The organism is Amycolatopsis sp. NPDC034160, assembly GCF_055575355.1.
This window is the reverse complement of the sequence record NZ_JBVISU010000043.1, coordinates 1-22977: the sequence shown is the minus strand read 5'-3', so window position 1 is coordinate 22977 and position 22977 is coordinate 1. Positions and strand designations below refer to the sequence as shown.

General features: G+C 70.5%; 2 protein-coding genes. Both read left to right on the top strand.

Annotation, left to right across the window (positions count from 1 at the left end):
• Nucleotides 1-3: 3 nt before the first annotated feature.
• Entirely contained in the window at nt 4-22329 is a 22326-nt protein-coding gene (locus ACZ54P_RS40530) for a non-ribosomal peptide synthase/polyketide synthase (RefSeq protein ID WP_465466936.1), read from the top strand.
• On the top strand, nt 22326-22535 hold the full coding sequence (locus ACZ54P_RS40525; RefSeq protein WP_007029404.1) for an MbtH family protein: 210 nt from the start codon (nt 22326-22328) through the stop codon (nt 22533-22535). Before ACZ54P_RS40530 ends, ACZ54P_RS40525 begins: the two co-directional genes overlap by 4 nt.
• The last annotated feature ends 442 nt before the right edge of the window (nt 22536-22977 follow it).

Sequence of the window (22977 nt, the reverse complement as noted above, 5' to 3'; positions counted from 1 at the left end):
ACGGTGGAGGCAATCCCGATGAACCGCGGCTTTCCCCTGACTCCGGCCCAGAAGGGGATCTGGCTCGCTCAGCAGCTCGACCCGGCCGATCCGGTCTACACGATCGGCTGGTTCGCTGAGCTGCGAGGCGACCTCGACCTCACCCGGCTGCGTGAAGCCGTCGGGCGGGCGGTCGCGGAGGCGGAGTGCCTGCACGTCAAGGTCGGCTTCGAGAACGGCGAGCCGGTCCAGCTTCCGGCCGCGCCGGGTGAGGTCGCCGTCCTGGACTTCACCGGCGAACCCGACCCGGAGCGGGCGGCCGACGAGTGGGCACGGGCGGAATTGGCCGTGGTCTCCGACCTCGCCCGAGGCCCGCTCACCGCCCACGCGCTGCTGGTTCTCGCCGATGACCGGGTCCGCTGGTTCCAGCGCTACCACCATCTGGTGATGGACGCGCACGGGCAGGCGGTCCTGACCCGCCGTGCGGCGGCTCTCTACTCGGGAACCACCGAGACGGTGACTTGGCCGCTCTCGGGCTTGGTCGAGGCCGAGGCTGCCTATGACTCGACAACCGACCACGCCTACTGGCTCGGCGAACTCGCGGGCAGGCCGAACCCGGTGCGGTTGCTCGAACGCGCTTCCACCGAGCCCGTCAGGTTGCGAAGGCACTCGTGGGAGCTGACGGCGGCGGAAACCGGCCATCTCCGGAAGTTCGCGCTCGGCGCGGGAACGAGGCTGTCCCGGGTCGCGATCGCCGCGGTGGCGGCGTACGCCCATCGCGTGACCGGAGCCGAAGACCTTGTGCTTGGTCTGCCGGTCACCGCCCGGACCACCCGCGCGCTGCGCGAGCAGCCGGGGATGGTGTCCAACGTCCTTCCGCTGCGGCTGACCGTGCGGCCCGAGACGACGCCCGCGCGGCTGGTCGCCCAGGTCGCCGAGAAGGTCTCCGCGCTGCTGGAGCACAGCCGGTACCGCGGCGAGGACCTCGCGCGGGAACTAGGCGCGAGTGGCGGGGTGCACGAACTCGTCGGGCTGAGCGTGAACTTCATGGCCGTGGACGGTGAACTCGCGTTCGGCGACGCGAGCACCACCGTGCACAACCTCGAACTCGGGCCGATCAGCGACGTCGCCATCGCCGTCTACGACGCCGGTGAGGGCCGGAGCCTGCGCTTCGACTTCGACGCCGACGCGGGTGTGTCCTCGGACGCCGAGCTGGCCGAGCACCGTCGCCGGTTCGCCACGGCCTTGGCCTGCCTGGTGGCGCGGCCGGAGCTGCCGCTGGCCGCGATCGACCTGCTCTCGGCCGAGGAACGGGCCAAGGTGCTGGAGTTCGGGACCGCGGCGGCGGATTCGCCGGAAGTGTCCTGGCCCGCGGCGTTCGACCGGGTCGTGGCACTGAAGCCGGACGCCGAGGCCGTCGTCTGCGATGACGTCCGGCTGACCTACGCCGAGGTCGACGCCGCCGCCAACCGGCTCGCCCGGCTGCTGCGGAGCCGGGGTGTCGGTGACGAGGATGTCGTCGCGGTCGCGATGCCGCGGTCGGCGGACCTGATCGTCGCGCTCCTGGCCGTCATGAAGGCCGGGGCGGCCTACCTCCCGCTCGACCTCGACCACCCCGAAGACCGCATCGCGTACATGCTTTCCCGCGCCGGAGCGGGCGTCGTTGTGTCCACAAAGGATGAATCGGCTCAATTGCCGTCCAGTGTGGACGTCGACCGGGTACTGCTCGACGATCCGGCGATCGCCGCCGAACTCGCGGCATTCGACGCGTCCACTGTGGACGTGAGCGGGATAGCGCTGAGCCGGGCGGCGTACGTCATCTACACCTCGGGCTCGACCGGGAAGCCGAAGGGCGTGGTCCTGTCGCACGACGGGATAGGGAGTCTGATCAGCACGGCGACCGAACGGATCGGCATCAGCCCGGACAGCCGGGTCGTGCAGTTCGCCTCGACCGGGTTCGACGTGACGGTCTGGGATCTGGTCATGTCGCTGTGCGTCGGCGGAACGCTGATCGTGGTGCCGTCGCACCGCCGGGTCGCGGGTGTCGAGCTGACCGGCTACATCGCCGAGCACGAGGCGACGCACATGATCCTGCCGCCGTCGCTGGTCGCCGCGTTGCCGCCGGACTGCGAACTGCCGAAGGGCGCGGTGCTCGTCGTTGGCACCGAAACCGTTCCACCGGAACTGATCGCGCGCTGGGCCGAAGACCTGCGGGTCGTCGCCGCGTACGGGCTCACCGAGGCGACGGTGAACTCGACACTGTGGGCGGCCGAGCCCGGCTGGACCGGACCGATCCCGATCGGCAGACCGGATCCGAACACCCGCTGCTACGTCCTCGACACCGCGCTGCGGCCGGTGCCGGTCGGTGTCGAAGGCGAGCTGTACGTCGGCGGCCGCGGTCTCGCGCGGGGGTATGCCGGACGTCCCGGCCTGTCGGCGGAACGCTTCGTGGCCGACCCCTTCGCCGGTGGCGGCGAGCGGATGTACCGCACCGGCGACCGCGTCCGCTGGCGTGCCGACGGCAATCTCGACTTCCTTGGCCGCACCGATCACCAGGTCAAGATCCGCGGTTTCCGGATCGAACCGGGAGAGGTCGAATCCGCGCTCGCCACCTATCCCGGGGTCGACCGGATCGCCGTCGTGCCGCGCGAGGTCAAGCCGGGCGACCGGCGGCTGGTGGCGTACTTCGTCCCGGAGGCGGGCGGCTCGCCGTCACTGTCGAAGGAACTGCGCGGCCACGCGGAATCGGCGTTGCCGCACTACATGGTGCCCTCGGCGTTCGTGGAACTCGACCGGCTGCCGATCATGCCGAACGGCAAACTGGACCGCACTTCGCTGCCCCTGCCCGATTTCGGCGCCGCCGCCACCGGCCGCGCGCCGCGGACCGAGCGGGAGCGGATCCTGTGCGGCGTCGTCGCGCGGGTCCTCGGGCTGGCCTCGGCCGGTGCCGACGACGACTTCTTTTCCCTCGGCGGCGACAGCATCCTGTCCATCCGGCTGGTGCTCGGAGCCGCGGAACAGGGCCTCGCCATCACTCCGCGCCAGGTGTTCCAGCACCGGACGCCCGAGGCGCTGGCCGCGTGCGCGGATCCCGTGCCCGGCGAGTCCACTGTGGATGATCGCCCGTTGCTCGACCTGACCGACGCCGAACGCGCGTCGCTCGCCGAGTACGCCGACGTCCTGCCCGTGACGCCGTTGCAGGAAGGCTTCTTCTTCCACGCCGAATTCGAAGGCGGCTCGGCCGCCGACATCTACACCGTCCAGGAGGTGCTGCGCCTTGAAGGGCCGGTCGACGCCGCCGCGGTGCGCCGGTCGGTGCAGGCGTTGCTGGACCGGTATTCGTCGCTGCGGTCCGGTTTCCGGCAGCTCGACGGCGGACAGGTCGTCCAGCTGGTGACCCGGCACGCCGAACTGCCCTGGCGCGAAGTGGCCGCTGAAGACGCCGCGGAAGCCTTCGAGGCCGATCGCGCGCGCCGATTCGACTTCGCCCGGCCGCCCCTGCTGCGGGCGACCTTCGCCCGGCTCGGTGAAGACCGGGCCGAACTGGCGTTGACGTTCCACCACATCATCGCCGATGGCTGGTCGGTCGTGGTGCTGCTCCGCGAGCTGCTGGCGGCTTACGGAGAAGCGGACGGCCCACGCCCGGAGGTCGACTCCCGAACGGACCATCTGCGGCGGCTCGCGGCCCGCGACCACGAGGCTTCCCGCGAAGCCTGGCGGACGGCGTTGTCCGGAGTGGACGAGCCCACACGGCTGATCGAAGTACCGGCCACCGGCCAGCGGCGGCCGTCGCGGGTACGAGTGAGCCTCGGTGGGCGGGCGACGGCGGAGCTGTCGGCCATGGCCCGTGCGCACGGCCTGACCCTCGGCACCGTCTTGCACGGTGCCTGGGGGCTCCTGCTCGGCGGGCTCACCGGCCGAGACGACGTGCTGTTCGGCAGCACGGTCTCCGGCCGGGACACCGGCGCCGACGGTCTCGAATCGGCGGTCGGCCTGTACATCAACACGGTGCCGGTGCGGCTGAGCTGGTCCGGTGCCGAAACCGTCGCCGCCGTGCTGTGGCGGTTGCAGGACGAGCAGTCGGCGCTGCTGGGGCACCAGCACCTCGGCCTCGGCGAACTGCAACGCATCGCCGGTGCCGGGCAGGAAGAACTGTTCGACACGCTCGTCGTCGTCGAGAACTTCCCGCGTGACGACGCGCGCGTGGATCCGTCCGGAACCGTCCGCCTCACCGGCGTCGAGGTCACCGACGCGGTGCACTTCCCGGTCGCGCTGATCGCGACACCGGGGGAGGACCTGGAGTTCAGCCTCAAATTCGACGCCGCCCGGATCGATGCGGTCACGGCAGGGCAGCTCGCGGAACGGTTCGCCCGGTTGCTGGAGACGCTGACCGCGAACCCCGCCCTGCCGGTCGCGGCCGTCGATCTGCTGTCGCCCGCCGAACGCGGCCGTCTGACCGAACTGAACGCCACCGCGCATCCGGTGCCGGAGCGCACGCTGACCGAGGCCTTCGCCGAGCAGGTCACCAGGACGCCGTCCGCGACAGCGGTGGTGTTCAAGGACACCGAACTGTCCTATTCGGACCTCGACGTCCGCGCGGAGGAGCTGGCCCGTCGGTTGCGTTCAGCGGGAGCCGGTCCCGAAGAGGTCGTCGCCGTCGCCGTGCCGAGGTCGGCCGAGCTGATGGTCGCCCTGCTGGGCGTCCTCAAGGCCGGGGCCGCCTATCTGCCGATCGACCTCGATTACCCGGCCGATCGGCTCGAGTACATGCTGGCCGATTCCGGCGCGCGTCTCGTCGTGTCCGAACCCGGGACGGCTTCGCGGATTCCCGTCGTCGCCGGGATCGACCACGTTTCCGTGACCGGCCAGGCCGACGTCGACGACGTTTCGCGCGTACCCGCCGGGCCGGACAACACCGCCTACCTGATCTACACCTCCGGTTCGACCGGGCGGCCGAAGGGCGTGGCGGTCACCCATCGCGCGATCGTCAACCGGCTCGCGTGGATGCAGCACGAGTACCGGCTCACCGCGTCGGATCGGGTGCTGCAGAAGACGCCGTCGAGTTTCGACGTGTCCGTCTGGGAATTCTTCTGGGCGCTCTGCGAAGGCGCCGCGGTGGTGCTGGCCGAACCGGACGGCCACCGCGACCCGGCGTATCTCGCGCGGATCATCCGCGAGCGTGAGATCACCACCCTGCACTTCGTGCCGTCGATGCTTTCCGCGTTCCTGGGCAGCGAGGACGTCACGGAAGACCTCGGCTGGACCCGCTCGCTGCGCCGCGTCTTCTCCAGCGGGGAGGCGCTGACCGGCGAGATCACCGCTCGCTGGCGGTCGCTCACCGGCGTCCCGCTGCACAACCTCTACGGTCCGACCGAGGCCGCCGTGGACGTGACCTTCTTCGGCACCACCGGCTCCGAAGGAGTCACCGTCCCCATCGGACGTCCAGTGTGGAACACGCGCCTGCACGTCCTCGACGGCCACCTCCGCCCGGTTCCCGACGGCGTGGCGGGTGAGCTGTATCTCGCCGGCGTCCAGCTGGCCCGTGGCTACCACGGTCGTCCGTCTTTGACCGCCGAACGGTTCGTCGCCGATCCGTTCGGTGAACCGGGGCAGCGGTTGTACCGGACCGGGGACCTGGTCCGGCGCCGCGCCGACGGCGAGCTCGAGTATCTCGGCCGCACCGACCGCCAGGTGAAGATCCGCGGCAACCGGATCGAACTCGGCGAGATCGAGGCCGTCCTCGCCGCGCAGCCCGGCGTCACGGCCGCCACGGTCGTGGCGAAGGACGGCACGCTGATCGGCTACGTGGCCGGCGCCGCGGATCCGGAGCGGCTGCGGTCCGCGGTGAGCGAGGCGTTGCCCGCTCCGATGGTCCCGCGCTCGCTCGTGGTCCTCGACGAGTTCCCCCTGACGCCCAGTGGAAAGCTCGACGTCCGGGCGTTGCCCGCGCCCGAGACCGGGCAGCCCGTGAGCGCGCCGTCCGGGAACGAGCAGGAACGCGCGCTCGCGCGGATCTTCGCGGACGTCCTGGGACTGGACGCCGTCGACGTTCACGGGGACTTCTTCCTGCTGGGCGGCGACAGCATCTCCTCGATCGCCGTGTCGAGCCGCGCCCGCCGGGCCGGTTTCGAGCTGAGCCCCAAGGACGTGTTCGAACTCCGGACCCCGGCCGCGCTCGCCGCCACCGGTCTGGCGGCCGAACCGGCACCGGTGGCGGACGCCGATGGAGTCGGCGCCCTCCCGCTCCTGCCCGAAGCACTCCGGATCCGGGAGCTGGGTTCCGCGGCACAACCGGAGTCCGTGGTCCTGACCGTGCCGTCCGAGGCCGACGTCGAGACGCTCGCGGCGGCCCTGCAGCTGGTCCTCGACCACCACGACGGCCTGCGGCTCGAACTCTCGCGCGTCGCTTCGGTGCTGTGGTCGCTCGAAGTCCGTCCACAAGGGACGGTTCAGGCGGCGGACCTGCTTCGCCGCGCGACCGGTTCACTCGAAGCCGAATACCGGGGCGCAGCCGACAGGCTCACGGACAGCCTGCTGCAGGCGGTGTGGTTCGAAGAGTCCGGCCGGCTGCTTCTGGTCGCCCATCCGGTGCTCCTGGACGCGCGGAGCCTGGCGACGGTGGTGGCCGATCTCGCCATCGCCTGGCGGGCCGTGACCGAGGGCCACGTGCCCGCGTTCACGCCGGTGGAGACCTCGCTGAGGACCATCGCCCGCCGGATCGCCGGAGGAGCGCAGGATCCCGCGCTGCTCGGCGAAGTCGCCCACTGGGCCGAGACGCTGGCGCCTGGCGCCTTCGAGGTACCCGGTGCGGGTGACATCGCCGAACTCCGGATCACCTTGTCCACCGAGGACACTCGTACGCTCGTCGGCCCGCTGCCCGCCGCTGTGCACGGCGACGTGACCGACGTCCTCCTGACGGCGCTGAAAGCCGCTGTCGACGGCGACCTCCTCGTCGATCTCCATGGACGAGTCGAGGTCTCGGACACCGTCGGCGCGCTGACTTCGGTTCGGCCGGTGCGGATCACCGCGACCGGAGAACCGCTCGCGATGCTCAAGGCAGTCAAGGAAACCGTCCGGGCGACACCCGAGGGCTACGGCCGGCTGCGTTACCTCAACGCGCAGACCGCGCCGCTGTTCGCCGGGCTCGCCCGGCCGGGGATCGCCCTGCGGTACGACGGCCGTGTCCCCGCCGGAGCGGGGGAGTGGCAGATCGCCGGGCACGCGGCGGTGCCGCCGCCAGGGGATCATGTCCTGCGGATCGGGGTCGCCTGTGAGGACACCGAGAACGGGCCGAGGCTGACCGCGACGTTCGAGGGCCCGGCCGAAGCGCTCGTCCTCGCCGACCGCTGGGCCGACGCCATGGCCGGACTTGCGGCGGTGGACACCGACGCGCCGGTGGGGCTCACCCCGTCGGACCTCGAACTGGTGTCGCTGACGCAGGAAGAGATCGCCCGCGTCGAGCGGTTCAGCCCGGTCCCGGTCGCCGACATCTGGCCGCTGTCGCCGCTTCAGGAAGGGCTGTTCTTCCACTCCAGCTACAACTCCGACCGGGTCGACATCTACACGATCCAGGAGGCGATCGACTTCGATCACCGCTTGGACATCGGACGGCTGCGGTCGGCGGTGTCCGCGCTGATCCGCCGCGTCCCGAGCCTCGGTGCCGGTTTCACCAGCGAGGGGCTGCGAGGCCCGGTGCAGTTCGTGGCGGCGGCCGTCGAGCCTCCGGTGTCCGAAGTGGATCTGTCGACACTGCCCGAGGACGAACAGCGGGCACGGCTCGACGACCTGATGGCCGAGGACCGTGCGACGCGGTTCGACCTCGGTACCCCGCCACTGTTCCGGCTCAAGCTCGTACGGCTCGGGGACGGACGCGATCGCGTGGTGCTGAACCGGCATCTGCTGCTCTGGGACGGGTGGTCGGCCTGGCTGTTCATCGAGCAGCTGTTCGCGCTGTACGAACTCGGCGGAGACGACCGGACGCTGCCCGTGGCCGGGTCCTATGTGGACTTCCTCCGCTGGCTGGGTCGGCAGGACATCGAAGCCGCCACGGATGCCTGGCGCGAAGCGCTGTCCGGGCTCGCGGAGCCGACCGTCATCGGACCGGACGGCCAGGACCTGGTCCCGGCCACCCCGGTCAACCTGGACACCGTGCTGCCCGGCGACCTGAGCCGAGGGCTGCGGGAGCAGGCCCGGCGGCACGGCCTGACCGTCAACTCCGTGCTCAACGCCGCCTGGGGCCTGGTCCTGTCGACCATGACCGGGCGGCACGACGTCGTGTTCGGCGCCGCGGTCGCGGGCAGGCCCGCCGCCGTGCCCGACATCGAGAACACCATCGGCCTGTTCCTCAACACCGTGCCCACCCGGGTGCGGCTCGACGCGGGCGAATCCGTCCTGGACCTGGTGCGGCGCCTGCAGTCCGAGCGGATGGACCTGACCCCGTACGAGTTCATGAGCCTCGGCGTCCTGCAACGGGAAGCCGGGCATCGAGTCCTGTTCGACACGCTCTTCGTGCTGCGCAACGCGGACGGCGACGAGCGGCGCGAGGGCCTGCGTCATCGGCACGGCATCACCGGCCTGCTCAACATCGACGCGACGCATTACCCGTTGACGCTCGTGGTGACGCCGGGTGAGGAAACGCGGATCACGCTGTCCTACCGGGGCGACGTGATCGACGCGGACGAGGCCGCGTCGGTGCTGGGCCGGTTCACCTCGCTGGTCGAGCAGATCGTCGCCGACCCGGCGAAACCGGCCGGCGCGCTCGCGACGGTGTCCGCCGAGGAGCGCGCCGCGCTCGAAGCGGGCTGGGCCGAGGCCGAGCATCCGGTGATCGAGGACACGATCGCGGACCTGCTCGCCGTCCAGGCCGAGCGGACCCCGGACGCGGCCGCCCTGGTGTGCGGCGGGGAACAACTGACCTACGCCGAACTCGACGCGCGCGTCAACCGGATGGCCCGCCTTCTGCTGTCGAAGGGGGCCGCGCCGGAGCAGGTGATCGCGCTCGGCCTGCCGCGCTCGATCGACATGGTCGTCGCGTTGTTCGCCGTCCTGCGGACCGGCGCGGCATACCTGCCGCTGGAACTCGACTATCCGGCCGACCGGCTCGCGGTGATGCTGGACGACGCCCGGCCGCTGTGCCTGGTGTCCACAAAGGACGTCTCGGCGACACTGCCCGATGACGTTCCTCGCGTCCTGGTCGACGACTACGAAGACAGGGCGTTCGGCGACGGCCCGATCTCCGACGCCGAACGCCCGCTGTTCGCGCGCGGCCGCGCGGACCGCATGGAACACCCGGCGTACGTCATCTACACGTCGGGTTCGACGGGCAAGCCCAAGGGCGTCGTCACGCCGTATCGCGGCCTGACGAACATGCAGCTCAACCACCAGGGCGCGATCTTCGCCCCGGCCATCGCGTCGGCGGGCGGACGGCGGCTGAGGATCGCGCACACCGTGTCGTTCGCCTTCGACATGTCCTGGGAAGAGCTGCTGTGGCTCGTCGAAGGGCACGAGGTCCACGTCTGCGACGAGGAACTGCGACGGGACGCGCGGGCACTCGTGGCGTACTGCGACGAGCACGAAGTCGACGTCGTCAACGTGACGCCGACATACGCCCACCTGTTGATCGAGGAAGGGCTGCTGGAGGACGGGAACGGACGCCACCGGCCCGCGCTCGTGCTGCTCGGCGGCGAGGCGGTCTCGGAGTCGGTGTGGAACCGGCTTCGCGACACCGACGGGACCTACGGCTACAACCTGTACGGCCCCACCGAATACACCATCAACACCCTCGGTGGCGGCACGACCGACAGCGACACCCCGACCGTCGGCAAACCGATCTGGAACACCCGCGCCTACATCGTGGATGCCTGGCTCCGGCCGGTCCCGGACGGGGTCGCGGGTGAGCTCTACATCGCGGGCGAGGGGCTGGCCCGCGGCTACCTCGGCCGCCCCGCCCTGACCGCCGAGCGCTTCGTCGCCGACCCGTTCGTCGTCGGCGGCGGTCGGATGTACCGCACCGGCGACCTGGTGAGGCGTCGCCCGGACGGGAACCTCGACTTCCTCGGCCGGACCGACGACCAGGTCAAGATCCGCGGCTACCGCGTCGAACTCGGCGAGATCGAGACCGCGCTCAGCCGGTATCCGGAGGTCGCGCAGGCCGCCGTCATCGCCCGGCCGGATCCGTCGGCGCCCGGGCTGCAACGGCTCATCGGCTACGTCGTCCCAGCGGAACTGAGCGGGGACGCGCGAGCCGAGGCGGAGGCCGACCAGGTCGGCGAATGGCAGCAGATCTACTCGGACGAGTACACCGAGATCCCGACCGCGTTGTTCACCGAGGACTTCGCGGGCTGGGATTCCAGCTACGACGGCGCTCCGATCCCACTGGAGCACATGCGGGAATGGCGGCAGGCGACCGTCGACCGGATCGCCGAGCTGAAGCCGGGACGGGTGCTGGAGATCGGTGTCGGCACCGGTCTGCTGATGGGGCAGATCGCGCCGCTCGCGCGGGAGTACTGGGGCACCGACCTCGCCGCGCCGGTGATCGCGAAGCTGAACCGGGAACTGGAGCGGGATCCGGAGCTGGCGGCCAAGGTGAACCTGCGCGCCCAGCCGGCGCACGTGTTCGACGGTCTGCCCGCCGGGCGGTTCGACACGATCGTGATCAACTCCGTCATCCAGTACTTCCCGAGCGTCGACTACCTGACCGATGTCGTCACCAAGGCGATCGGCCTGCTCGCCCCCGGTGGCGCGCTGTTCGTCGGCGACGTCCGGAACCTGCGCCTCGCGCGCGCCTTCCACACCGCGATCCAGCTGACCCGCGCCGACGCGACCTCCGACGTCGCCCAGGTGCGGCGGGCGATCGAACGCGGTGCCGCGCTGGAGAAGGAACTGCTGATCGATCCGGACTACTTCACCGCGCTCGCGCGGCGGCTTCCGGACGTCGCGGCGCAGGTCCGGATCAAACGGGCCCGGCTGCACAACGAGCTGAGCCGGTACCGCTACGACGCCGTCCTGGTGAAGGAGCCCGCTGAGACCTTCTCGGTCGCGCAGGCACCGCGTCTGTCCTGGGACGAGGTCGGTTCGCTCGCCGCGTTGGAAGAACGGCTCGCGGCCGCGGAAACCCTGCGGGTGAGCCGGATCCCGGACGCCCGGCAGCTGCCCGAGGTCGAGGCGACCCGGGCGCTGGACGCCGGTGCGCCGCTCATCGACGTCCTGGCGCGTTTCCGTGCCACCGACGGCGTCGAGCCGGAGGACGTGCACGAACTCGGTGAACGGCTCGGTTACCGCGTGCACACCACCTGGTCCGCGGACGGCGCGTTCGAAGCCGTGTTCGTCCACAAGGGACAGCCGGACGCGCTGATCACCGATGTGCATCTGCCGGTCTCGGTCGGCACGAATCTGGCCAAGTACGCCACGAGCCCGACGTCGGCTCGCGGCGGCGGCGAACTGGTGCAGCGCCTGCGAGACCGGCTCAAGACGGAACTACCGGACTACATGGTCCCGGCCGCGTTCGTCACCCTCGGCGGCTTGCCGTTGACCGACAACGGAAAGCTCAACGTGCGGGCGCTGCCGGACGCCGATCCGGCGGTGCGGCTTACCGAAAGCCGTCCGGCCGAGACCGTCGAGGAAGAAACGCTGTGCGCGCTCTTCGCCGAGGTTCTCGGGCTGGACGGCGTCGGCGTCGAGGACAACTTCTTCGACCTCGGCGGCCACTCGCTGCTGGCCACCCGGCTGATCAGCCGGGCCCGGACTGAACTCGGCGCCGAACTGGCGATCCGTGACCTGTTCGAGGCGCCGACCGTCGCCGAACTGGCCGCGCGCGCGGGCGGCGGCGAACCGGCACGGCCCGCGGTGGTCCGTGCCGAACGCCCGGAACGCATCCCGCTTTCGTCCGCGCAGCGAAGCCTCTGGCTGGTCGACCGGATGGAAGCGAACGCGGTCGCCTACAACTTCCCGTTGACCTTCCGGTTGCGTGGCGAGCTGGACTTCGACGCGTTGCGCGCCGCGCTGGGCGACGTGCTCGGCAGGCACGAGGTCCTGCGGACCGTGTTCGCCGAGCACGACGGCGAGCCCTACCAGCGCGTCGTCGACGCGCCGGAGATCCCGTTCGCCGTCGAGGAATGCGACGAGGCCGGGCTGGACGCCCGCGTCGCCGAGCTTTCACGGACGCCCTTCGACCTCGCCCGCGAGATCCCGGTCCGGTTGCGGGTGCTGCGGCTCGGTGCCGGAGACCAGGTGATCTCGCTGGTCCTGCACCACAGTGCGACCGACGAATGGTCCGACCGCCCGTTCCTGCACGATTTGAACTCGGCCTATCAGGCCCGGCTCACCGGCGACGCTCCCGGGTGGACGGACCTGCCGGTGCAGTACGCGGACTTCGCCCTGTGGCAGAAAGACTTCCTCGATCAACGTGGGGCCGACCAGATCGCCTTCTGGGCGGACTCCCTGCGCGGAGCGCCGGACGAGCTGACGCTGCCGCTGGACCGCCCGCGTCCGCTTCGGCCGACCGGTCGGGGCGGAAAGGTCAAGTCCCGGCTGCCCCACGAGCAGGCTGCCGCCGTGCGTGACCTGGCGGCGAAAGCGGGAGCGAGCCCGTTCATGGTGCTTCAGGCGGCCGTGGCCGCGCTGCTGCACCGCACCGGTGCCGGGGACGACATCCCGCTCGGCGCCCCGATCGCGGGACGCACCGACGCGGGACTCGACGACCTTGTCGGATTCTTCGTGAACACCCTGGTCCTGCGGACCGATCTCGCCGGCGATCCGACGTTCGCCGAACTGCTCGACAGGGTGCGCGAGGCGGATCTCGCTGCGTTCTCGCACGGCGACCTGCCGTTCGAGCGCGTGGTCGAAGAGCTGAACCCGCCCCGGGTGCCGGGGCGCAACCCGCTCTTCCAGGTGATGGTGGGCTACCACCGGCAGAGCGGGGCCCACGACGTGCTCGGCCTGCCCGCCGAGTGGTTCGAGATGGACACCGGCATGGCGAAGTTCGACCTGCACTTCACGATGGTCGACGACGAGCACAGCGCCACGCTGATGCTGGAGTACGCCGAGGACCTCGCCGGCGAGGCGACGGCCCGACGGCTGCTCGACCGGCTCGCGTCCCTGCTGGTGCAGGTCACCGCCGAGCCGGATCGGCCGGTCGGCGCACTCGACGTCCTCGTCGGCGACGAACTCGCGTGCGTGACCGAGTGGAACCGCACGGCTCGCGAAGTCCCGGCGGCGACGCTGCCGGAGTTGTTCGAGGCTCAGGTGGTGCGGACGCCGGAGGCTCTCGCTGTGGTGTTCGAGGGCGCCTCGCTTTCCTATGGTGAGTTCAACGCGCGGGCGAACCAGTTGGCGCGGTGGCTGGTCGATCAGGGTGTGGGTGAGGAGTCGGTGGTCGCGGTGTCGCTGCCGCGGTCGATCGAGCTGGTCGTCGCGCTGTACGCGGTGCACAAGGCGGGCGGGGCCTACCTGCCGGTCGACCGCGAATACCCGGCGGATCGCATCGCGTTCATGCTCGAAGACGCTTCCCCCGCGGTCGTTCTGGAGACCTTGCCCGATCTCGACGGCTATTCCGGTGAGAACCTCGGCCGGGTCGTCGATCCGAAGTCGCCCGCCTACGTGATTTACACGTCGGGTTCGACCGGTCGTCCCAAGGGTGTCGTGGTGCCTCATGAAGGCATCGTGAACCGGTTGCTGTGGATGCAGGACGAGTACGGTCTCACGGCCGATGATCGGGTGTTGCAGAAGACACCGTCGAGTTTCGATGTGTCGGTGTGGGAGTTCTTCTGGCCGCTCATCTCCGGCGCCACGCTGGTGGTCGCCAAGCCTGAGGGGCACAAGGACCCGGCGTACCTGGCCGAGCTGATTCACACCGCGGGGATCACCACTGTCCACTTTGTCCCGTCGATGCTCGCGGTGTTCCTGGAGACGGCGGAGTGCACCGGACTGCGGCGCGTCCTGTGCAGTGGTGAGGCGCTGCCGTCCGAGCTGGCCGCCCGCGTGGACGTCCCGCTGTACAACCTCTACGGACCGACCGAAGCGTCGGTCGACGTGACCGCCTGGCCAGCCGGTGCCGAGACGACACCCTCTGTCCCGATCGGACGTCCGGTGTGGAACACACGGACCTATGTGCTGGACGCCCGGTTGAACCCGGTCCCGCCGGGTGTTCCCGGTGAGCTTTACCTCGCCGGTGCGCAGCTCGCTCGCGGGTATCTGGCCCGGCCAGGACTGACCGCCGAGCGGTTCGTCGCCGATCCGTTCGGCGACGCGGGGGAGCGGATGTACCGGGCCGGTGACCTCGCGCGCTGGTCCGCCGACGGGGTCCTGGAGTTCCTGGGCCGCGTCGACGATCAGGTCAAGATCCGCGGTTTCCGGGTCGAACTCGGCGAAGTCGAGGCGGCTCTGACCGCTTCGGAGGCCGTCACGCGGGCTGTGGTCGTGGCCAGGGAAGACCGGCTCGTCGCTTACGTGGTGGGGTCTGATCTCGGCCTCCGCGAGGAGGTGGCGGCGAAGCTGCCCGAGCACATGGTGCCTTCGGCGATCGTCGTTCTCGACGAGATCCCGTTGACCCCGAACGGCAAACTCGACCGCAAGGCGCTGCCAGAGCCTGAGTTCGCGGCCACCGAAGGCCGTGATCCGCGGAACGCCAGGGAAGAAGCCCTGAGCGCGTTGTTCGCCGACGTGCTCGGCGTGGACCGGGTCGGGATCGATGACGACTTCTTCGCCCTCGGCGGACATTCGCTGCTGGTGATGCGGCTGGTCAGCCGGATCTCGGCGGGTCTGGACGCCACGGTGTCGGTGCGTGACGTCTTCGACGCCCCCACCGTCGCGGCGCTGGCCGAGCGGCTCGCCGGGCCGTCGGCCCGACCGGTCCTGAGTGCCGGTATACGACCGGACGTGCTGCCGCTTTCCCCCGCGCAGCAACGGTTGTGGTTCCTGTACCGACTCGAAGGAGTCACTGCCACCTACAACATCCCGCTCGCCTGGCGGCTGCACGGCGAACTGGACACCGGCGCCCTGCGGGCGGCGATCGGCGACGTCCTCGATCGGCACGAAACGCTCCGGACCGTGTTCGTCGAGGAGGAAGGCGTCGCGGCGCAGCGGATTTTGGCCGACGCGCGACCGGAGGTCCGCTTCTGCGACGCGACGGACCTGCCCGCCCAGCTGTCCGCCGAAGCCGGACGAGGCTTCGCCCTCGACGAGGAACTCCCGATCCGGGTCACCGTGTTCGCGGTCTCGCCGACGGAACACGTGCTGCTGCTGGTGCTGCACCACGTGGCGACGGACGAGTGGTCGCAAGGACCGCTGATGGCCGACCTCGCCACGGCGTACGAGTCGAGGCTGACCGGTAATGCTCCACAGTGGACCGAACTTCCGATCCAGTACGCGGACTACGCCCTGTGGCAACGAGAACTGCTGGACTCGACGGCCTTCGAGCACCTCGCGTTCTGGCGAGCCACGCTGGCCGGGCTGCCGGACGAACTCGCCCTGCCGACGGACCGGCCACGGCCTGCCGAATCGACTCACCGCGGCGGCCTGGTCACCTTCCCGATCGACGCCGCGCTCACCGCACGGCTGCGCGAGGTCGCCCGCCGCCACGACGTCAGCATGTTCATGCTGGCGCAGGCCGCGGTCGCGGCGCTGCTGCACCGGCTCGGCGCCGGGGACGACATCCCGATCGGCGCGCCGAGTTCCGGCCGCACCGACGAACGGCTGGAGCCACTGGTCGGGTTCTTCGTGAACTCGCTGGTGCTGCGCACCGACCTGTCCGGCGACCCCGCGTTCGGCGACCTATTGTCACGGGTGCGGGCGGCGGACCTGGCCGCTTTCGAGCATCAGGACCTGCCGTTCGAGCGGCTGGTCGACGCGGTCAACCCGGAACGCTCGCTGGCCAGGCACCCGTTGTTCCAGGTGATGGTGGTCTACCTGCCCGAATCGGGCGACCGGCTGGAGCTGCCGGGTCTGCACGCGGACCAGGAGGACTTCGCGCAGGGGGTCGCCAAGTTCGACCTCGAATTCGGGTTCCTGGAGAACGCCGACGGGATCTCCGGCGCGATCGAGTACAGCGCAGACCTGTTCGACGAGACCACGGCCGAGGCGTTCGGGCGGCGGCTGATCGCCGTCCTCGAGCAGGTGGCCGCCGACCCCGCCATCCCGGTCGGCGCGCTCGACGTCCTCGCTGAGAGCGAGCGCACGTCGCTCGCCCGTTGGAACGGCACCTCACACGACGTCCCGGCGGCGACGCTGCCGGAGCTGTTCGAGGCTCAGGTGGTGCGGACGCCGGAGGCTCTCGCTGTGGTGTTCGAGGGCGCCTCGCTTTCCTACGCGGAGTTCAACGCGCGGGCGAACCAGCTGGCGCGGTGGCTGGTCGATCAGGGTGTGGGTGCGGAGTCGGTGGTCGCGGTGTCGCTGCCGCGGTCGATCGAGCTGGTCGTCGCGCTGTACGCCGTGCACAAAGCCGGTGGCGCCTACCTGCCGCTGGACACGGACTACCCGGCCGACCGGCTGGCGTTCATGCTCGAAGACGCCGCCCCTGCCGTTGTTCTCGATACTCTGCCTGAGGTCGATGGCTACTCCGGTGAGAATCTCGGCCGGGTCGTCGATGCGAAGTCTCCGGCGTATGCGATCTACACGTCGGGTTCGACGGGTCGGCCGAAGGGTGTGGTGGTGCCTCATGAAGGCATCGTGAACCGTCTACTGTGGATGCAGGACGAGTACGGTCTCACTGCCGAGGACCGCGTGTTGCAGAAGACACCGTCGAGTTTCGATGTGTCGGTGTGGGAGTTCTTCTGGCCGCTCATCTCCGGCGCCACGCTCGTGGTCGCCAAACCGGACGGGCACCGGGATCCCCGGTACCTCGAAGCGCTGATCCGCGACCAGCGGATCACGACCCTGCACTTCGTCCCCTCGATGCTGGAGGCGTTCCTCGCCGAGGAGCCGGGCTGGCACGGCGTCCGCCGGGTCCTGTGCAGTGGCGAGGCGCTCCCGCCGGAACTGGCCGCCCGTGTGGACGTTCCGCTGCACAATCTCTACGGACCGACCGAAGCCTCGGTGGACGTGACCTCGTGGGCGGTCGTCGACGACACCGTCCCCATTGGACGTCCAGTGTGGAACACCCGGGTTCACGTGCTGGATGCCCGGCTGCAGCCGGTTCCGCCCGGTGTCGCCGGTGAGCTGTACCTCGCGGGGACGCAGTTGGCGCGTGGCTACCTCGGACGGGCGGGTCTGACGTCCGAACGGTTCGTGGCGAACCCGTTCGCGGCAGGGGAACGGATGTACCGCACCGGTGACCTCGCAAGGTGGCGTTCCGACGGTGTCCTCGAATACCTCGGCCGCGTCGACGAGCAGGTCAAGTTGCGCGGTTTCCGGATCGAGCTCGGCGAGATCGAGTCCGTGCTTTCCCGGCGGGTTCCGGCGCGGGTGATCCTGCGCGAGGGCAGGCTCGTCGCCTACCTCGCCGGTCCAGCCGACGTCGAAGACCTCCGGCGGCAGGCGGAGGCCGCACTGCCGGAGTACATGGTGCCGTCGGCGTTCGTGGTGCTGGGCGAATTCCCCTTGACCCCCAACGGGAAGCTCGATCGCAAGGCACTGCCCGCCCCGGACTTCACCGAGGCGGTCTCCGATGACGCTCCGCGGACGCCGCGGGAGGAACTGCTCGCGTCGCTCGTCGCGGGTGTCCTCGGGCTGGACAAGGTCGGTGTCCACGACGACTTCTTCCGCCTCGGCGGCGACAGCATCGTCGCGATGCAGCTGGTCGGCCGCGTACGCAGTGCCGGGCTGGTGCTCAGCCCGCGTGACGTCTTCCGGCACCGGACCGTCGCCGCCTTGGCCGAGGTCAGCACGGTGCTGCTCGACGCGCCCGCGTCGGCGAGCGGGAAGCCGTTGGTGGACCTCGACCCCGGCGAGCGCGCCGAAATCCTCGAAGCCGCACCGGGTACGGCCGAGGTGTGGCCGCTGACGCCGTTGCAGGCGGGGTTGCTGTTCCACGCCACGATGGACGGCGAAGGTCCCGACGTCTACACCGTCCAGGTCTCCTTCGATCTCGACGGACCGCTCGACCCGCAGCGGCTGAAGGAGGCCGCTCAGGCGCTCGTCGACCGGCACGCCGTCCTGCGCACCGGTTACCGCTACCTGGCATCCGGCCGTCCGGTCGCGTTGGTGGCGCGTTCGGTCACGGTTCCCTGGCGTTTCGTGGAATCGGCCGGAGACGTCGAGCCGGAACTGGCCCACGACCGGCGCCGGTTCGATCCGGCGGTCGCGCCGGTGCTGCGTTTCCTGTTGCTGGCCTTGCCGGACGGGCGGCACCGGCTGGTGTTCACCCACCAGCACGTCCTTCTCGACGGCTGGTCGGTGCCGCAGCTGTTCGCGGAGCTGTCCCAGCTGTACGCGGGCGCGGACCTGGCGCCCGCCAGGCAGTATCGCGACCATCTCGGCTGGCTCGGCGACCAGGATCGTGAAGCGGCCGAGGCCGCTTGGCGGCAGGCACTCGACGGGCTGACCGAACCGACCCATCTCGTCCCGCACGACCCCCAGCGAGCACCGGCGCTGCCGGAGCGCCTGACCCTGGAGCTGCCGGAGCAGGCGACCGCCGCGCTGGCCGGACTGGCCCGTTCGCGGGGGCTGACGCTGAACACCCTCGTCCAGACGGCGTGGAGCATCGTGCTCGGCAAGCTGACCGGGCGATCGGACGTCGTGTTCGGGGCGACGGTCGCCGGGCGCCCGCCCGAGCTGGCCGGGGTCGAGCGGATGATCGGCCTGTTCATCAACACGATCCCGGTGCGGATCACGGTCGACCCCGCCGAAAAGCTGAGCACGCTGCTCGGCCGGGTCCAGGACGACCAGGCGGGGCTGCTCGCGCATCAGCACCTCGGACTCGCCGACATCCAGCGCGGCGCCGGGCTCGGCGAGCTGTTCGACACGCTGATGGTGTTCGAGAGCTACCCGGGCGCGGGGGAGGACGAGACCGGTGCCGGGCTGCGCGGGGAGATCGTGCGCCACGAGGACTCCACGCACTATCCGCTCACCTGGGCGGTGGAGCCCGGCACGAGGCTGAAACTCACCGCCGAGTACCGCGCAGACCTGTTCGACACCGGTGTGCCGGAGCGCCTCCCGGTCGCGATGGAACGGGTGCTGACCGCCATGGTGTCCGATGTGGACACTCTTGTCGGGAGGATCGGCATCCTGACCGAGGCCGAACTCGACCGGATCCTGCGCGACGGGACCGGTGCGGCCATCGCCGTCGAACCGTCCACTGTGGCCGGTCTGTTCGAGGCGCAGGTCCGGCGTTCGCCCGACGCGGTGGCGGTGGTGTCCGGCGACGTCACCTGGACCTTCAACGAGCTGAACGAGCGCGCCAACCGGCTCGGCCGGGCGCTGGTCGCCCACGGCGTCGGTCCGGAGGACTTCGTGGCGCTGGCACTGCCGCGGTCGGCGGACGTGCTGCTGGCGATCCTCGCCGTGCACAAGGCGGGTGGGGCGTATCTGCCGCTCGACCCGGACTACCCGGCCGAGCGGCTGGCCGCGATGCTGGCCGACGCGCGGCCCAAGGTGATCCTGACCGAACCCGAGCTGCTGGAGTCGCTGCCCCGGACCGGGATCGAGACGCTCGCGCTGTGCGCGCTCGTCACCGAGGACAGGCTCGCGCACGATCTGACCGACCGGGACCGCGTCCGCCCGCTCGTCCCGGAACATCCGGCGTACGTGATCTACACGTCGGGTTCGACGGGGACGCCCAAGGGGGTCGTCGTCCCGCATCGCGGCGTGGTGAACCTGTTCCACAGCCACCGCGCCACCCTGCACCGGCCCGCGGTCGAAGCCACCGGCAAACCGCATCTGCGGGTGGGACACGCGTGGTCGTTCTCCTTCGACGCCTCCTGGCAGCCGCAGCTGTGGCTCCTCGACGGGCACGCCGTGCACATCGTGGACGAGCAGACCCGGCGAGACCCCGAGCTGCTGGCCGCGATGATCGAACGGGACGGCTTCGACTTCATCGAGGTCACGCCTTCGTTCTTCGCGCAGATGGCCGAGGCCGGCCTGCTCGACGGCGACCGGTGCCCGCTGGCCATGATCGGGGTCGGTGGCGAGGCGGTGCCCGAAAGCCTGTGGCGTCGTCTGGCCACCTTGGACGGAACCGAGGCCTTCAACCTGTACGGGCCGACGGAGTCCACAGTGGACGCCTTGGTCGCGCGGATCGGCGACAGCGACAAGCCGCTGGTCGGCCGCCCGGTCGCGAACACCCGCGCCTACGTGCTGGACGCGGCGTTGCGACCGGTGCCGCCCGGTGTCACGGGTGAGCTGTACCTCGCCGGTGCCGGTCTCGCCCGCGGCTACCTCGGGCGGGCGGCGCGGACTTCGGAGCGGTTCGTGGCCGACCCGTTCGGTCCGGCGGGCGCGCGGATGTACCGCACCGGCGACCTCGCCCGGTGGACCGGCCACGGACGGCTGGACTTCGGCGGCCGGGCCGACGACCAGGCGAAGATCCGCGGGTTCCGAGTCGAACCCGGCGAGATCGAAGCCGTGCTGGAGCGGCACGACGAGGTCGCGCAGGCCGTCGTCCTGGTCCGCGAGGACCGGCCGCGGGTCAAGCAACTGGTGGCCTACGTGGTGTCCACTGTGGAGCACGCAGAACTGCGGCGGTTCGCGGCCGAGGCGTTACCGGACTACATGGTCCCGGCGGCGTTCGTCACCCTCGACGCGCTCCCGGTGCTGTCCAACGGGAAACTGGATCGCAAGGCGCTGCCCGCGCCGGACTACACGGAGCTGGCCGGAGGTCGCGCGCCGGAGACCGAGCGGGAGAGGGCGCTGTGCGCCCTCTTCTCGGAAGTGCTCGACGTGCCGGAACTCGGTGCCGACGACGACTTCTTCGCTCTCGGCGGGGACAGCATCGTCGCCATGCGGCTGGTCGGCCGGGCCCGTGCGGCGGGGCTGAAGATCACGCCGCACGACGTGTTCGCGCATCGGACGGTCGAGGCCCTCGCCGAGGTCGCGGAGAGCGTGGCGGACGATGACGCGGTCGCGTTGACACCGATCATGCACGCGCTGCGGGAACTGGGCGGGCCGATCGCCGGGTACCACCAGGCCGCCTTGGTGCGGACGCCGTCCGGGATGACCGCCGGGCAACTGGAGAAGGTGCTCGGCGCGGTCGTCGCGCGGCACGACATGCTGCGTGCCCGGCTCGATCGGTCGGTGGACGGCTGGGCGCTCCGGGTGGCGGAGACCGTCGACGTTCTCGTCGAACGCGTCGACGTCGACGGCGGCGACCTGGTCGCCCTGATTGAGCGGCACGCGGAGCCCACTCGCGCCAGACTCGACCCGGACGCCGGGGTGATGCTGAGCGCGACCTGGTTCGACACGGGATCGGCGGGTCCCGGCCGGTTGCTGCTGATGATTCATCACCTGGCCGTCGACGGTGTCTCGTGGCGGATCCTGTTGCCAGACCTCGCTTCCGCCTGGGCGGCGGTCGCCGACGGCCGCGAACCGGAGCTGTCCTCTGTGGACACTTCGTTCCGGCGATGGTCGCGGGCACTGTCCGACCAGGACCGCGAGGGTGAGCTGGACCTGTGGAAGTCGGTACTGGGCGGCGCGGACCCGCTCCCGCTGGACCGGCCGCTGGACCACGAACGTGACGTGACCGCCATGGTGAAGAAGGTGTCACGGACCCTGCCCGCCGAGCGGACGGCTCCGCTGCTGTCCCGCGTGCCGTCGGCGTTCGGGGCGACGATCAACGACGTCCTGCTCACCGGGCTCGCGCTCGCCGTCGCCCGGTGGCGCCGGGACGACGGCCGCGCGGTGCTGGTGGACGTCGAGGGGCACGGCCGCGAGGAGGAACTGGCCGGTGGCGCGGATCTTTCGCGGACGGTCGGCTGGTTCACCAGTGTCGTGCCGGTGTGCCTCGATCTCGGCGAGCTTGACCTGGACGACGCGTTCGCGGGCGGAGCCGCCGCCGGTGCCGCGCTCGAACGGGTCCGGGCGCACCTCGCCGGGCTGCCGGACGCGGGGATCGGGCACGGGGTTCTCCGGTACCTCGACCCGCGTACCGGTCCCGAACTGGCGGCGTTCGCGAAGCCGCAGATCGAGTTCAACTACCTGGGCCGGATCGGCGTTCCCGAGGCGACGGACTGGTCGTACGCCGCAGAGGCCGAAGCGGCGGAACTCGGGGCGGACGACGCGATGCCCGTTTCGCACGCGCTCACCCTCAACGCACTGACCGAGGACCGCCCCGGCGGTCCCGAACTGACCGCGCAGTGGTCCTGGCCGGAGGCCGTGCTGACCGAAGACTCGGTGCGGGAACTGGCGGAAGACTGGTTCACCGCGCTCGACGCGCTCATCCGCCGGGCTGACGCACCGGCCACGAAGAAGGAGAACAAGGAATGACGAACCCGTTCGAGAACCCCGACGGCACGTACCTGGTGCTGGTCAACGACGAGGGCCAGCACAGTCTGTGGCCCGAGTTCGTCGAGGTCCCGGCGGGCTGGACCACGAAGTTCGGCCCGGCCTCGCGGCCGGAGTGCCTCGAGTACGTCGAGACCAACTGGACCGACCTGCGGCCCGCTTCGCTCGTCAAAGCCATGGAGTCCTGACCCGTTTTGGGTCTCGTGAGGGGTAATGACGGTTAGAACCGTCATTACCCCTCACGAGCCCCACCGCCCTCCGCACACGAGAACGGGTCCCTTCGGCGACCGAATGCCCGGCCGATGTCTATAGCGCGGCTTGCCCGGGGGCCGTGCGTGGCGATCCGGGTCAGAGCTGACCCAGTCTTGGGTGACTACTCGTGGCCTTACTGGCGTGAAGTACGTGATGGCCCCCTTCATGTACCTAGTGTCGTGCGTCTGAAGTTCGTGTCGTGAGTACGTGCGCAAGCGCGGTGACCCTGTTCTCCGAACTCGCGTGCTCAGAGACGTGACTCGCGTGCTTGGAGGCGGATCTCGTGGAGCTGCCCCCGCGATGCGGACACCTTGATTCCAGACGCTGGTCTGGAGGGAGGATGTCCTGGTGCCTCGCAGGTCGAAGTATCCGGAGCAG

Coding starts and splice junctions, on each gene's coding strand:
- ACZ54P_RS40525 (WP_007029404.1), top strand. CDS start 22,326: ATGACGAACCCGTTCGAGAACCCCGACGGCACGTACCTGGTGCTGGTC.